Below are 14,469 nucleotides of genomic sequence, written 5' to 3'. Positions count from 1 at the left end.
ACAACATGAATTGGGTTAGAAAATTTGATGTACAGGCATTATTTGCCTGTGCATTGAATTTAACCTTTAAGACAATTATGCTATGGCAAATATTACCATTAAAGATATTGCAAAGGCTTTGGGACTATCTGTGTCTACTGTTTCAAAATCTTTAAATGATATTAGCGAAATAAGTCCGCTAACCAAACAGCGCGTAATTGATTTTGCAAATACTAACAATTACAGAGCAAACAAAGTAGCCACCAGCCTTAAGAACGGCAAAACAAACACAGTTGGCGTAATAGTTTGCTCCATAAATAACACTTTTATTTCGCAGGTGCTGGATGGCATCCAAAAAGCATCGCTGCAAACTGGCTATGATATTGTTATTATGCAGAGCTTTGAAAATACAGATACCGAAAAATCCTGTCTTGAAACCTTAATATCAAGGGGCGTAGACGGAATTTTAATAGCTCCGGTTGATGCATCTGCTAATATATCTTTCATTTCATCAATAATAAAAAACTGCTGCCCGGTTATAATTTTTGACCGCATTAGCTGCGAATTGGAGACTGTAAAAATAGGAGTTGATGAATACATGGGAGCTTTAAAAGCCACACAACACCTTATTAAAAAAGACCGTAAAAGGATTGTGTTTATTACCGCAGAACAGTTTGGAGAAAACCATCCCCGCTTTAGGGGATTTCAGGAAGCGCTGAAAAAAAATGATATACAATACGATCCTGATTTTAAAATTTCCTGTAATCTCGAAGATATAGAGTCTTTAGATGAAAAGATAGGCCATTGGATCAAAAAACTTAGATCGTCGGGCGGTAAACCTGATGCCATTTTTGGTGCAACAGATATTATTACCACACGCACATTGGGTATTTTGGCAAAACTCAAAATTAAAGTACCGAATGAAATAGCAGTTATAGGGTTTTCTAACACCGATATTGCCTTTGCGCTAAACCCTCCCCTATCTACCATTAGGCAACCGGCAACAGATATAGGCTTTTTGGCACTTACCAATTTGGCCGAAGTAATAAAAACTAAGGCAGTACCTAAACAAAAAACATTATTACTGCATACCAAAATACAGTTTAGAGCTTCGAGTAAAGTATAACTTTTGTTCTTAATAATATGAGCTATATATTTAAAAACATACTACTTATATGCACCGTGTTTCTTTTCAATGTTTCGCCAAAAGATCAATTAGGCATACATATAGCAAAATACAGGAATGACAGGCAATGTGCTATAAGCTACACTTTTGATGATGGTCTTGCCGAACATTACAGCCTTGTGGTGCCACAGCTCAAAAAATATAGATTTAAAGGTACATTTTGGATTAATGGCAGTAGGGTAAGTACAAGTGCTAAGCCGGACTCTACCCGAATGAATTGGAAGCAGATAAAAGAAATCAGTTTATTGGGGCAGGAAGTTTCCAATCATGGATGGGCACATAAAAACCTTACAAAATGTACTCCGGAAGAAATTGAAACAGAACTGTATAAAAACGACAGTGCAATATTTGCAAATACAGGCATATTGCCCCGCTCCTATTGCTATCCGGGCAACAGAAAAAACCCCGAAGTTATTGCTTTAGCATCGCGTAACCGTGTAGGTACCCGGACAGAACAGCGCTCTATTGGAAGTAAATCGACTAAAGAAGACCTCTCTGATTGGGTTGACAGCCTTATTAAAAGCAACGCGTGGGGCGTGGGGATGACACATGGCATTACCTATGGCTATGATGCCTTTAACAATCCTCATGTTTTTTGGGAACATCTGAAAACAGTTTATGAAATGCAGGATAAAGTATGGGTGGGCACATTTAGGGAGGTAGCCGCTTATACAAAAGAATATGAAAACACGAGGCTTGATGTAAAAAGCAAAAAAGGGGAATATGTGATTACGCCTCTATTAAAATTAGATCCTGAAATATTTACAGAGAAATTGACGGCTGTAATAACCGAAAAGAATATAAAGCAACTAAGAGCAATGCAGAATGGAAAAGCTCTTAAAGTAATGATATATGCTGATAAGGCACTTTTTGATTTCGATCCGTTTGGTGGGGAGATACTACTTAAAATTTTAAAGTAATGAAATACAAATACCTCTGCTTACTGTTAATACTATTAGCATCCTGTTCTTCAGGTAAAATGAATGACAGCGAACCGACCGCAGTGATTATTACTGCGGGTCAGTCTAATACTGATGGGCGTATTGGTAATGATAAGTTACCTGATTATATCTTGAACGGGTATAAAGACAATGCATATCAATACTGTAAAATAAGTAGAGGAAGCACTACCGATACCGTGACCGGAAATTTTAAACCTTTCTGGCCAAGCATAAAGAACAAGAACAATCCGCACCGCTGGGCCTATGACGCTGTTACTTATTACTGGCTTGAAAAAGCGTTTCAAAAAGATTTTTACGTAATTAAGTGGTCTTTAGGCGGAACTGCTATAGATACAGCGGCAACCAGCAACAGTAAATATTACTGGCAGGCAGATGAAAACTGGTTAACCCAAAATACATCTACTGCCAAAGGAGGGAAATCCTTACTGCTCTCCTTTGAAGAAAACATTAGCCTGTGCATAGACAGCACATTATCAAAACTAAAGAACGGATACAGTATTAAGGCATTTTTATGGCATCAGGGAGAAAGTGATAGCAAGTATGGCAGTCACTATTATGAAAATCTTAAAAACGTGATAGCCCATATGCGCAATTTCTTAGTTCAAAAAACCGGAGATATGAAATACAAGCAACTGCCATTTATATGCGGAACTGTATCCAGGTTAAATAAGCAGTACAACAAAGAAGTAGAAACAGCCATGCATCAACTTGCTCTTGAAGACAGTAACTTTTATGTTATAGATATGTCTCAGGGAGAACTACAAACAGACCAATTGCATTTTACTGAAACATCGGCGGAGTACCTTGGTATTGAAATGTACAATAAACTCGTCGAACTCAATATAGCGGGTAACAGAGCAAAAAAAGTTACCCTAAAATAGCATGATAAATTTCAAACAATTTCTACAAGCCATAAAACATTAAGGCAGTCCATACACAATAACTATCCGCAGGTTTTACAATTCAGGTTCTATAAATATTGTAATCGGCTATTTAAAGCATTTATTAGCCGTCAAGAAAATAAATTCCAACAAATTATTACTAATATTAAAACCACAGAACAATGAAAAAATTTGCATTTCTGGCAGTATTACTACTACTGCAATCGGGCATTCTGCATGCGCAGAGAAGGATGGAAAACTTAGGGCGGGGCGTAGTTGCGGTTCGTACTAACAATACAGTTTTTATAAGCTGGCGGCTTTTGGGGCTCGACCCCTCGGGTATAGGTTTCAACGTTTACAGATCTGAAAATGGTGCAACTGCCACAAAATTAAATACCTCAGTATTAACGGCTGGAACCAATTTTACAGATACTACTGCTAACCTCACTCAGGAAAATGTATATTATGTAAAACCTGTAATAGGCGGAACAGAGCAGACAGCAAGCGGTACCTACACACTTATTGCTAATGCCGATAGCAAGCCCTGTTATACAGTGCCTATACTCCCGGGCTCGAGTATACACTTTGTATGGGTGGGCGACCTTGATGGTGATGGCGAGTATGATTATGTGCTTGACCGCATTGGCGATGTTTCAGGCCATAGTAAAATTGAAGCCTATAAACGTGACGGTACATTTTTATGGGACATAGATTATGGCCCCAACAGTGCCAACCAGAACAATATATCGCCAGGATCGGCTACTATAGATGTTGGTAACTGGGATGGCGTAACCGTGTATGACCTTGATGGTGACGGAAAGGCCGAAGTAATTACAAAAATTGCCAACGGTGTTAGGTTTGGAGATAACACTACATGGACCAACAGTAGCGACACCAAGCAATGGATTGCTATACTTGATGGAGAAACAGGCGCGCTAAAAAGTTACAAGACCATTCCGAATGATTATACAACTGCAGGATCTTTTGCCTGTAGCCTGGGCATTGGATATTTAAATGGCACCACGCCAAGCATAGTAGGCAAATTTAAAAACCGAAATGCCGATGGTTCTTTTAACCTTATGGTTTGCGCCTTTAACTACAACGGCAATAACACCAACCTGCAATGGAAATGGCTTAGGGGCAACACTGATGCACCGGATGGTCACCAAATAAGAATAATAGATGTTGACGGTAACGGCACCGATGAAGTTTGCGATATAGGCTATTGCCTTAATGGTGATGGCACTGTGCGTTATTTACTGGGGCCTGAGGGCGTAGTACATGGCGACCGCACACAAATTGGCAAGCTCGACCCTAACCGCGCAGGTATGCAGGGTTATGCCGTTCAGCAAAACAACCCAAGCGGGCTTTTGGAGTATTATTATGATGCCAATACCGGAGAGCTTTTGTGGGAACATTATGGAAGTGTAGGCGACATAGGCCGTGGCACAGCAGCCGATGTAGACCCAACACACAGCGGGTTTGAAGTATGGTCTTTTTTTGGAATATATAATGGCCCTACTAACACACAGCTTACATCTGACCCCAACCGCCCCTACCCTAACTTTAAAATTTGGTGGGATGGCGATTTACTTGGCGAAAACCTCCACGACGAAAAGATCGAGAAATGGAATTATACCACCTCATCGGTTTCAAGGCTGGTAACCTGCTGGCATTATAATGATGCAGGGGGCAGCGACCGCAACGCACCTCTATTTTATGGAGATATTAACGGAGACTGGCGCGAAGAGGTTATATTAAGAAATGCTGATAACTCGCAGTTAGTTATTTTTACAACAAATGTTCCTTCCACCACGAGATTATATACTTTAGCACACAATCCTGCCTACAGAAACTGTATGACCATTAAGGGCTATATGCAATCGCACCATACTGATTATTTTTTAGGAGCAGGCATGAGTACACCGGAGCAGCCCGATATATATTATGCAGATGGCGGCGCATCGTTTACTGCAAATAGTAACGCCCGTACTGCAGCTCCACAACGGCCTGACAATAGCTTTAACATCTATCCTAACCCAATAAACGGGAAAGAAATAACTCTTTCGTTATTAACTGACAATAACGGAGATGCTCATTTTACTTTGACCAACATGCAGGGACAGGTAATTTTCAGTAAAACATTGGGCAGTTTGGAAAAGGGCTACAACACTGTTAATATTGACCTAAGCGGATTAAATATAGCTGCAGGAACATATATTGGCAATGTTAACCAAAATGGCAACAACCATACTAAGCTTGTTGTAAAAAAATAAGCCCGATCTATTTAATATAAAAAGAGTTACCTTTTCGGGTAACTCTTTTGCTTTAGTAATTATTTCTATACCTGTTTTGTTAGCTTCTTAACTTTTCGGTCAATTCATCTATGTTAACAGTTTCCTGAACTCCTGTAAGAAGATTTTTAAGATTGAACAGACTGCCGTTTATCTCTGTCTCTCCCGCCAGCACTGCAAACGGAATGCTTCGTTTATCGGCATGGTTAAACTGCTTGTTCAGTTTCGCATTATCAGGATATAACTCGGCTTTAATACCGCTTGCGCGAAGTTCTTTAATAGCTTTAAGTGCATATAAAGCCTCTTTTTCGCCAAAGTTTATAAACAATACTTTTGTGCCTTCTGTAACAGTTTCAGGGAAAAGGTTAAGCTTATCTATGGCTATATAAATACGGTCAAGGCCAAACGAAATACCTACGCCACTTTTATCTTTAAGCCCGAAAATGCCTGTAAGATCGTCATAACGGCCACCACCTCCAATAGATCCAAGGTCTACACCTTTGGGTGCTGTAACCTCGAATATGGCACCTGTATAATAGTTAAGCCCACGAGCCAGTGTAACGTCAAGATCAAGTTCGCAGTCGCCCATGCCTAAAGCGGCTACATTACTGCAAATAAAACGAAGTTCTTCCACTCCTTTTAAGCCTTCTGCCGAGGTTTGTAACAGGCTGTCAAGCTTTACAAGTTTTTCATTAACATTGCCTGTAAAGTTAAACAGCGGCTGAACTTTCTCTATAGCATCAGCAGAAATCCCTTTTTCAAGCATTTCTTTTTTAACACCATCCTCCCCTATTTTATCAAGCTTGTCTAAGGCAACGGTAAAGTCTATCAGTTTATCTTTAGCACCTATAACCTCAGCAATACCGCTAAGCACTTTACGGTTGTTTATTTTAATGGTTGTGCCTTTAAGCCCAAGTTTAGTAAACACAGCATCATACAACTGTACAAGTTCTACCTCCTGCCATAACGATGTGCTTCCCACAACATCGGCGTCGCACTGGTAAAACTCACGGTAGCGGCCGTTTTGTGGGCGGTCTGCTCTCCATACGGGCTGTATCTGGTAGCGTTTAAAAGGAAACTCTATTTCGTTTTGGTGCTGCACAACATAGCGTGCAAAAGGAACAGTTAAGTCATAGCGCAACGCTTTTTCAGATATTTGCGCTGTAAAACGGTTAAGTTCGACTAACTGTTGTGTAGTAATGGTCTCGGCAGAATTTTCTAACAGTTCGTTTAGCGACTCCGGCAATTTTACCCCTTTTTTATCAAAAAAGAAATTACCACTGTTCAGTATCTTAAATATAAGCCTGTCGCCTTCCTCGCCATATTTACCCAAAAGGGTGTCAAGATTTTCAAACGAAGGTGTTTCAATCGGCTGAAAGCCAAACGACTCAAAATGATGTTTAATGGTAGCTATTATGTATTGACGCTTAGCCACCTCTATTGGTGAAAAATCTCTTGTGCCCTTTGGAATTCCGGGTTTTGCCATCTCTTCTATTATTTAAAGATGCAAATATACTGAAAGACTTTTTAGATTACGGGTATTTTGGATGACAGAATCTAACCAGAAACCCTATGGATATAAACTTAATGTTTGGCAAACATTGTCAAAATGAGGCTCCCATTCGGGTAGTTTACTGTTTGGCAATTTTATGGATAATGTAAGCATAATGCCATCGGCTAAAAATATGCCATAACTAAGCACAGCAAAATCTACATCTTCTGTATGCCGGCATTTTAAACGCTTTTTATCCTCCAAAACGTCTAATTTTAAACGTTTATCCTGCTTCAATCTGTTTAAAGTTTCTTCATATCCCATATTATTCACACTTGCATTTAATATCATCACATCATTGTCTGCAATATACCTAACAGGCAGGGTATCATCTTCTGTAAACCATTTGCTGTTTATTGTAAAATATACTTTTGGGGCATTATTACTAATATATTCTACTCTAAGATCGTCATTATTATTGGTGCGCTGTGCAAATGCATTAAAGTTTAAAACCGCAATAATTAAAAAGATAATGCTATTTTTCATGACTAATAATTTTGCTAAAGATACCTTAATCAAAGCTAACATCAATATTTATAAACCTTAAAAGCAAAATGCTTATTTTAGCATAAAAAACAAACATGTTTAATTTGTTTGCGGAAAACACTAAAATAGCCCTCTCTGCCATAAAAGGCCAGTTATTGCGCACCATATTAACCGTATGCATTATAGCATTGGGTGTGTGGGCTTTGGTAGGAATATTGGCATGTGTGGCAGTATTGCAAAACACCCTTACCGGAAACTTTGCCGTAATGGGCACCAATACTTTTTCTATAAGCAGGTACGATTTTTCGGGTCAGGTAGGCCGCCAAAACAGGCGTGATGCCCGTGTAAACCCCGTTATAACCTATACACAGGCACGCGGTTTTAAAGAACGATACAATTTTCCGGGGGCAACCACTTCGCTATCTTTTACCGCTGCCAGTAATGCTGAGGTAAGTTATACTGACAAAAAAAGTGATCCAGAAATAACCATTATAGGGGCAGATGAAAACTATTTGCCAACTTCAGGGCTGGAAACTACAAGCGGGCGTAACTTTAATACATTCGATATTAGCAACAACAACTATGTGTGCATAATAGGCTCTGATTTTGAGAAAGGCATTTTTAAAGATGTTAACCCTATTGGCAAAACACTTTCGGTGCGCGGGGCACGGTTTAAGGTTATTGGCGTTTTAAAAGCTAAAGGTTCTACATTTGGCAACAGGCAGGACCTTAATGTTATGATTCCATTACAAGTTGCACGCTCTATGTTTAGCGCACCCGAAATAGATTACAGTATTAAAGTTACCATTGCTAACCGCGATTTGCTCGAATCTGCTGTCAACGAAGGCATTTTTGCCATGCGCCTTGTACGAAAACTTAACCCTGTTGAAAAAGAGAATTTTGGCATAGAACGCAGCGACGAACTTTTACAGCAACTACTTTCTATGACATCGGCACTAAGCATTGCGGCCTGGGTTATTGGCATTATAACCGTATTTGGCTCTTCTGTAGCGCTAATGAACATTATGTTGGTTTCCGTAACCGAGCGTACCAGGGAAATCGGCGTTAGAAAGTCATTAGGTGCCAAGAAAAATACAATAGCCATGCAGTTTTTTACCGAAACACTTATTGTCTGCTTTTTGGGTGGCATGCTGGGCACGCTTTTAGGATTGGGCATGGCATACGGTGCTTCTGTTTTTATGAACCTTTCGTTCCCTGTGCCATGGATGGCCATTACTGCATCGTTGGGCACTATTGTAATTGTAACGGTAGTATCCGGCCTCTACCCTGCCATTAAAGCCGCCGCCTTAGATCCTGTCGAAGCTTTAAGATATGAGTAATTGTTGCCTTTAGCATTAAACTTTTTTTAAAGTCAAATAAACCCTAAATTTGCATTACAAAATTAAAACACAAAAAATGCAGCATATTATAGACCGTTTTATAAGCTATGTTACCATAGACACGGAATCTGACGCAAACTCTCAAACCACTCCCAGTACTGCAAAGCAATGGGATCTTGCCAATAAACTTGTAGAAGAACTTAAAGCCATTGGTCTAACCGAGGTTACTATAGATGAGAATGCCTACATAATGGCAACGGTTCCCTCTAATGTAGACCACGAGGTACCTGTAATAGGATTTATATCGCATTTTGATACTTCGCCCGATTTTAGCGGAGCCAATGTAAAACCACAAATTGTTAAAGATTATGATGGTGGCGATATAGTGCTTAATGCTGAACAGAATATTGTGCTTTCTCCTGATTATTTTAAAGATTTGTTGCAATATAAAGACCAGACACTTATTACTACCGATGGTACTACCCTGCTTGGCGCAGATGATAAAGCCGGGGTTACAGAAATTGTTACTGCTGCCGAGTATTTAATACAGCACCCGGAAATTAAGCACGGCAAAATACGCATTGGGTTTACTCCGGATGAAGAGATTGGCAGGGGTGCACATAAATTTGATGTTGCCGCTTTTGGTGCCGACTGGGCTTATACAATGGATGGCAGCCAGATTGGCGAACTTGAATATGAAAACTTTAATGCTGCCGGGGCCAAACTTACCTTTAAAGGCAAAAGCGTTCATCCTGGATATGCCAAAGGCAAGATGATAAACTCTATGCTGTTGGCCAACAAGTTTATATCTAAACTACCTAAAGAGGAAGTACCTGAACTGACTACCGGATATGAGGGTTTCTTTCATGTAACGGGTATTACAGGCAGCATAGAAGAGAGTGTGGTACAGCTTATTATTCGCGATCACGATGCCAAAAAGTTTGCTAAACGCAAAAAACTGGTGAAAAAAATAGCCGACAGTATTAACCGCAAATACCAAAAACAATTTGGAGGAGATGTTGTTGTTGCCGAAATAAATGACCAGTACTACAACATGAAAGAAAAGGTTGAGCCTGTTTTCCATATTATTGAAATTGCAGAGCAGGCCATGAAAGAACTGGACATTAAACCACTTATAAAAGCCATTCGTGGCGGTACTGATGGTTGCCAGCTTTCGTATATGGGTTTGCCATGCCCTAATATATTTGCAGGCGGACATAACTTCCATGGCAAGTATGAGTATGTTCCGGTAGAAAGCATGCAAAAAGCAGTAGATGTAATTGTTAAAATTGCCGAGCTTACTGCCTCAAAAAAATAGCATTATTTTTAAGCCACGAATCATACTAATTTGCAATAATAAGTTAAGTAAATTTTAAATCAACTATTAAAAATAGTACAACAAAAAGACTGATCTTTCTGCTGTAATTTGTATAAATTAGCGCAATTCGTGGCTTAAAAATAAGTAATTCATGGAAAAGAAAAACACCACAAAAGTTTGGGATAAAACCAACCAGTGGGAAAAAGAACTTGAGGCACTTAAGGCTATTATTGCCAAAACCGAACTTACAGAAACCACCAAATGGGGTGGCACTACATATACTTACAACAACAAAAATGTTATTGGAATTGGCGGCTTTAAAAACTTCTTTACCATTTGGTTTTACAAAGGCGTTTTTTTAAAAGATGAAGCCAATGTACTTATAAATGCAAATGAGGAAAATACCAAATCGTTGCGCCAATGGCGTTTTACATCTTTAAACGACATCAACGAAAAAGCCATACTGCATTATATAAATGAGGCCATAGAGGTAGAAAAAGCAGGACTTGCGATTGCTCCTCAAAAAAAAGAACTGATAGTTCCCGAAATATTATTGTATGCTTTTAAAAATATTGACGGACTTGAAAATGCTTTCAATAATTTTTCGCCATACAAGCAAAAAGAGTTTTGCGAATTTATTGCCGAAGCCAAACAGGAAAAAACAAAAATTGCCCGTTTAGAAAAAATAAAACCTATGCTCTTATCAGGCGTTGGGCTGAATGACAAATACAGATAGAAAAAAGCTTATCAGGTGCTAAGATGTTTGGTTTCTTAAAAACTATTTCAAACTGATCTTAACTATTTTATTCTGTCCGGCTGCTACAATGGTTTTGTTGTTTACAAACTGCACAGTATGAAAAATTTTTGCATCTGCAATTTGTTTCCATGTAATGCCTTGGTCATAAGAATAATAAATTCCAGTCGGTCCTGCAGTAACCAGTTCATCGCCACCGCTTCCGGGCATAAACTTTACACAAGAGGCATAGCCAAACCCAATGTTCTCCCCTACCAGCTTCCATGTTTTACCCCCATCGGTTGTAACAATTTTATTACCACTGTTTTTTGTAGGTTTTTCATAATCTCCTCCAACGGCAAAACCAATATTTTCATCATAAAAATCTATAGAAAATATGCCCGACATTTCTGTTCCCTGTGCGATCGGGGTTTTATAAACCTGCCAGTTTTTAGCATTATTGCCCAAATAAAATATTCTCGAACTTTTACCACCCGATGCTATCCACGTATTTCCATTTTTTACAGCCATGTTGCTGTTGCTTGCAGCAAAACCCGCCTCGCCTTCATTAAAACGGGGCAATAATTCAGTACCTGTTTTAGTCCATGTTTCTCCGCCATCATTCGTTTTGATTATTTGAGCATAACCATCTACAGGGTCACCCATAACTATGCCTTTTTTATTATCATAAAAGTGCATACAGTCATAAAAAACTTTATCTCCTGTTTCGGTGTACACTTCTTTGTTGCGCTTGCCGTCTTTAGATATTTTATGTAATAAAGCAGGAGTGCCTGCATTCAATATAAATACATCGGTTTCAGTTTGGGCAATAGATCTAAACTCCGGCAACAGGCTATCTTTAGCAATAACACCATTAAATTTTTTGCCCCCGCTTAACGACACCCAGCCAAACTTGCCCTGACTGCCTGCATACCAGGCTTTATCACCATCAACAATAAGTGCCCTAATGCTAATATCATCGGTTAAAAGAGTATCTATTGTTACTGTAGTAAAAGACGGAGCATATGTTTTGGGTTCCTTATTCTTACATCCGGCAAGAACAAGCACAAACAAGAGAGCAAATGAAATATTTTTCATGACAGTTGATTTTTAAAGCTAATATAGTATAACTTTTTAGAAGCGTTTAAACATAATACAACATCCGCCAAAAAATAATACCTTTGCGGTTCAATTTTTTATGATGAGATTACACAGGAATTTATGTTTTACGGTAATAGACTCTCTTGGGTTTATTTTTAATGATGGCGAATATGCCGATAAGGTTGTGGCACGTGCGCTAAAAAAAGACAAACGCTGGGGCAGTGCCGACAGAAAGTTTGTTGCCGAAACAATTTATGAAATTGTGCGTTGGAAACGCCTGTATGCCGAAATAGCCGAAGTTAAAGAACCGTATGACCGCGACAACCTGTGGCGCATATTCGCCGTATGGGCAGTGCTGCGCGGTATTACCCTACCCGACTGGAAATATTTTGAAGATACTCCTGTGCGTCGTATAAAAGGTCGTTTTGACGAACTCTCCAGGATTAGAAAATACCGCGAGTCGATACCCGACTGGATGGATGAACTTGGTGTAAAAGAACTTGGCGAAGCCAAATGGGAAAAAGAAATTGCCGCTCAAAACGAGCAGGCAAAAGTAATACTTCGTGTAAACACGCTTAAAACAACACGCGAAAAATTAAGAGCCATTTTAATGGACCTTAACATTGATACCGAAGTTTTAAAAGACTATCCGGATGCTTTAGTGCTAAAAGAACGTGCCAATGTTTTTTTAACCGATGCATTTAAAGAAGGTTTGTTCGAGGTGCAGGATGCGTCGTCTCAGCTTGTAGCGCGTTTTCTTGATGTAGAGCCGGGCATGCGCGTAGTAGATACCTGTGCCGGTGCCGGGGGTAAAACCCTTCATATCTCTGCGCTTATGGAAAATAAAGGTCAGCTTATTGCCATGGACCTTTATGAAAGTAAACTGAAACAGCTTAAAATACGTGCCAAGCGCGATAGTGCCTTTAATATAGAATATCGAATTATAGATAGCACAAAAGTTATTAAAAAACTGCACGAAAAAGCCGACCGTGTACTTATAGACGCTCCATGCAGCGGTTTGGGTGTATTAAAACGTAATCCCGACAGTAAGTGGAAACTGCAACCTGAGTTTGTAGACAATATCAGGAAAACACAGGCCGAGGTTTTAGAAAGCTACAGCAAGATTGTTAAACCTGGTGGTAAACTGGTTTATGCAACGTGTTCGGTATTACCTTCAGAAAACGAACAACAGGTTAAACATTTCTTAACCACCGATATTGGTAAAGAGTTTACTTTTGTAAAAGAAAACAAAGTATTGGCATCTCAATCGGGTTTTGACGGGTTTTATATGGCACTTTTAGAGCGAAAAAAATAACTCAGAACCTTAGTAGTGTTAAACTTAGGAAGTTATATCGATAATCTCCCTAAATTAGCTGTCCTTAAAAATAACAGAATGAAAAAATTTTACACATTGTTTTTAGCATTTACGGCGGTGGCTGCATTTGCACAAATACCTGCCGGTTATTATAACACTGCAACAGGCACCGGTTATACATTAAAAACACAGCTACACAATATTATTGATGATCATACCGATAGAGGTTATGCCGGTTTGTATACAACCTATACCACATCAGATAAAGATTTTTATTACGAAAACAATGGTACTCTTTTAGATATGTATTCTGAAAATCCTACCGGGCCTGATGCTTATGAGTATGAATATGGCAGCAGCCAACAGGATGACGGTACTTTAGGCACAGCCGAAGGACAACGCTTTAACAGAGAACACATTGTACCTCAGTCATATTTTAGTTCGAACCTCCCAATGTATGCCGATGCACATTTTATTGTACCTACAGATAAATATGTAAACGGGCAAAGGGGTAACTTCCCGTTCAGTAAAGTTGGCACAGCAACACTGACTACATCAAACGGATCAAAAAAAGGATCGAATCTTAATTCAGGCTATTCTGCCGGATATACAGGTACTGTTTTTGAACCTATAGATGAGTTTAAAGGCGATATTGCCCGCATGATACTCTATTTTGCTACACGATATGAAGGACAATTAGCAGGGTTCTATACCTCTACAAACGTATCGTCTACACAATCTAAGGCTATGTTTGACGGTACTGAGGGTCATGCTTTTTCTAATACATTTTTAAATGTACTGCTAACCTGGCATGAGCAGGATCCTGTAAGCCAAAGGGAAATAGACCGCAACAACGCCATATATGTACGTCAGCGCAACAGAAACCCATATATAGATCATCCGGAATATGTTGCCCAGATATGGGGATCTGTAGCAGGTGTAAAAGATGTACTAACCTCTGCCCTATCTGTTTATCCTAACCCGGCGGTAAACAATAAAGTTAATATTTATAGCGAGAGCGTTCTTGACGAAATTCAGCTTATAAATAGTAACGGGCAGTCAATACAGCGCATACAAAAACCGCAATCTGCAAGTAGTACTTATACCTTAGAGCAGCTGTCACAAGGCTTTTATTTGCTTAAAGCAACAAGCGGTAACCAAACCATTACTAAAAAAATACTGGTCAACTAAGTTAGCTGAAAACTGAAAGTCGTAAAGTCAAAAGAATTTTAGCCTCCCAATACGGGAGGTTTTTTTATGTTTTTACAGCATCCTTAATAACAGAAAAAATAACACAGGATTACGTAAATGTTAAATTTATG

At 39.2% G+C, this 14,469-nt stretch carries 12 protein-coding genes; 9 read left to right on the top strand and 3 right to left on the bottom strand.

The window, feature by feature from the left end; genetic code table 11:
- Positions 1–82: 82 nt before the first annotated feature.
- The 4 genes from GR160_RS02670 to GR160_RS02655 all read left to right on the top strand — a co-directional run bounded on the left by GR160_RS02670 (position 83) and on the right by GR160_RS02655 (position 5,284).
- Positions 83–1,105 (top strand): LacI family DNA-binding transcriptional regulator, encoded by a 1,023-nt coding sequence (locus GR160_RS02670; RefSeq protein WP_160748283.1) that lies wholly within the window; start codon positions 83–85, stop codon positions 1,103–1,105.
- Between the two features lie 17 nt (positions 1,106–1,122).
- Positions 1,123–2,085, top strand: a complete 963-nt coding sequence (locus GR160_RS02665) for a polysaccharide deacetylase family protein (RefSeq protein WP_160748282.1) — start codon at positions 1,123–1,125, stop codon at positions 2,083–2,085.
- The gene (locus tag GR160_RS02660; protein WP_160748281.1) at positions 2,085–3,008 is read left to right on the top strand and encodes a sialate O-acetylesterase; all 924 of its coding nucleotides are present in this window, start codon (positions 2,085–2,087) and stop codon (positions 3,006–3,008) included. The genes GR160_RS02665 and GR160_RS02660 overlap by 1 nt, the downstream gene beginning before the upstream one ends.
- 182 nt (positions 3,009–3,190) lie before the next feature.
- Positions 3,191–5,284 carry a T9SS type A sorting domain-containing protein gene (locus GR160_RS02655; protein WP_160748280.1) on the top strand — a complete coding sequence of 698 codons (2,094 nt, stop codon included), beginning with the start codon at positions 3,191–3,193 and terminating at the stop codon, positions 5,282–5,284.
- A 79-nt stretch (positions 5,285–5,363) separates the two neighbouring features.
- On the opposite strand, the gene hisS is transcribed toward GR160_RS02655, so the two are convergent.
- Together hisS and GR160_RS02645 are read right to left on the bottom strand one after the other, a co-directional pair.
- The gene (gene hisS, locus GR160_RS02650) at positions 5,364–6,788 is read right to left on the bottom strand and encodes a histidine--tRNA ligase (protein WP_160748279.1); all 1,425 of its coding nucleotides are present in this window, start codon (positions 6,786–6,788) and stop codon (positions 5,364–5,366) included.
- A gap of 84 nt (positions 6,789–6,872) precedes the next feature.
- Positions 6,873–7,340, bottom strand: a complete 468-nt coding sequence (locus tag GR160_RS02645; protein ID WP_160748278.1) for a hypothetical protein — start codon at positions 7,338–7,340, stop codon at positions 6,873–6,875.
- A 95-nt stretch (positions 7,341–7,435) separates the two neighbouring features.
- On the opposite strand from GR160_RS02645, the gene GR160_RS02640 reads away from it, so the two are divergent.
- From GR160_RS02640 to GR160_RS02630, 3 genes are all read left to right on the top strand, one after another.
- The gene (locus tag GR160_RS02640) at positions 7,436–8,680 is read left to right on the top strand and encodes an ABC transporter permease (RefSeq protein ID WP_160748277.1); all 1,245 of its coding nucleotides are present in this window, start codon (positions 7,436–7,438) and stop codon (positions 8,678–8,680) included.
- Between the two features lie 76 nt (positions 8,681–8,756).
- A complete protein-coding gene (gene pepT, locus GR160_RS02635) occupies positions 8,757–9,998 on the top strand; it encodes a peptidase T (protein WP_160748276.1) in 1,242 nt (413 codons plus the stop codon).
- Positions 9,999–10,149: 151 nt separating this feature from the next.
- On the top strand, positions 10,150–10,734 hold the full coding sequence (locus GR160_RS02630; protein ID WP_160748275.1) for a YdeI family protein: 585 nt from the start codon (positions 10,150–10,152) through the stop codon (positions 10,732–10,734).
- Positions 10,735–10,776: 42 nt separating this feature from the next.
- Here GR160_RS02630 and GR160_RS02625 read toward each other — a convergent pair whose 3' ends face one another.
- Positions 10,777–11,829, bottom strand: a complete 1,053-nt coding sequence (locus GR160_RS02625; RefSeq protein ID WP_160748274.1) for an oxidoreductase — start codon at positions 11,827–11,829, stop codon at positions 10,777–10,779.
- A gap of 103 nt (positions 11,830–11,932) precedes the next feature.
- Between GR160_RS02625 and GR160_RS02620 the strand changes: the two genes are divergently transcribed.
- Together GR160_RS02620 and GR160_RS02615 are read left to right on the top strand one after the other, a co-directional pair.
- On the top strand, positions 11,933–13,147 hold the full coding sequence (locus GR160_RS02620) for an RsmB/NOP family class I SAM-dependent RNA methyltransferase (protein WP_160748973.1): 1,215 nt from the start codon (positions 11,933–11,935) through the stop codon (positions 13,145–13,147).
- A gap of 78 nt (positions 13,148–13,225) precedes the next feature.
- Positions 13,226–14,338, top strand: coding sequence for an endonuclease (locus GR160_RS02615; RefSeq protein WP_160748273.1), 1,113 nt, complete (start codon positions 13,226–13,228; stop codon positions 14,336–14,338).
- The last annotated feature ends 131 nt before the right edge of the window (positions 14,339–14,469 follow it).

Source organism: Flavobacterium sp. Sd200 (assembly GCF_009826935.1).
Taxonomy (GTDB): Bacteria; Bacteroidota; Bacteroidia; order Flavobacteriales; family Flavobacteriaceae; genus Flavobacterium.
Note: the sequence above shows the minus strand (reverse complement) of the source record. Positions and strands in the feature narration are given on the sequence as shown.

What these genes read in the sequence shown, in the direction of transcription:
- GR160_RS02670 (WP_160748283.1), top strand. Translation starts at nt 83, where the DNA reads ATGGCAAATATTACCATTAAAGATATTGCAAAGGCTTTGGGACTATCT.
- GR160_RS02665 (WP_160748282.1), top strand. Translation starts at nt 1,123, where the DNA reads ATGAGCTATATATTTAAAAACATACTACTTATATGCACCGTGTTTCTT.
- GR160_RS02660 (WP_160748281.1), top strand. Translation starts at nt 2,085, where the DNA reads ATGAAATACAAATACCTCTGCTTACTGTTAATACTATTAGCATCCTGT.
- GR160_RS02655 (WP_160748280.1), top strand. Translation starts at nt 3,191, where the DNA reads ATGAAAAAATTTGCATTTCTGGCAGTATTACTACTACTGCAATCGGGC.
- hisS (WP_160748279.1), bottom strand. Translation starts at nt 6,788, where the DNA reads ATGGCAAAACCCGGAATTCCAAAGGGCACAAGAGATTTTTCACCAATA.
- GR160_RS02645 (WP_160748278.1), bottom strand. Translation starts at nt 7,340, where the DNA reads ATGAAAAATAGCATTATCTTTTTAATTATTGCGGTTTTAAACTTTAAT.
- GR160_RS02640 (WP_160748277.1), top strand. Translation starts at nt 7,436, where the DNA reads ATGTTTAATTTGTTTGCGGAAAACACTAAAATAGCCCTCTCTGCCATA.
- pepT (WP_160748276.1), top strand. Translation starts at nt 8,757, where the DNA reads ATGCAGCATATTATAGACCGTTTTATAAGCTATGTTACCATAGACACG.
- GR160_RS02630 (WP_160748275.1), top strand. Translation starts at nt 10,150, where the DNA reads ATGGAAAAGAAAAACACCACAAAAGTTTGGGATAAAACCAACCAGTGG.
- GR160_RS02625 (WP_160748274.1), bottom strand. Translation starts at nt 11,829, where the DNA reads ATGAAAAATATTTCATTTGCTCTCTTGTTTGTGCTTGTTCTTGCCGGA.
- GR160_RS02620 (WP_160748973.1), top strand. Translation starts at nt 11,933, where the DNA reads ATGAGATTACACAGGAATTTATGTTTTACGGTAATAGACTCTCTTGGG.
- GR160_RS02615 (WP_160748273.1), top strand. Translation starts at nt 13,226, where the DNA reads ATGAAAAAATTTTACACATTGTTTTTAGCATTTACGGCGGTGGCTGCA.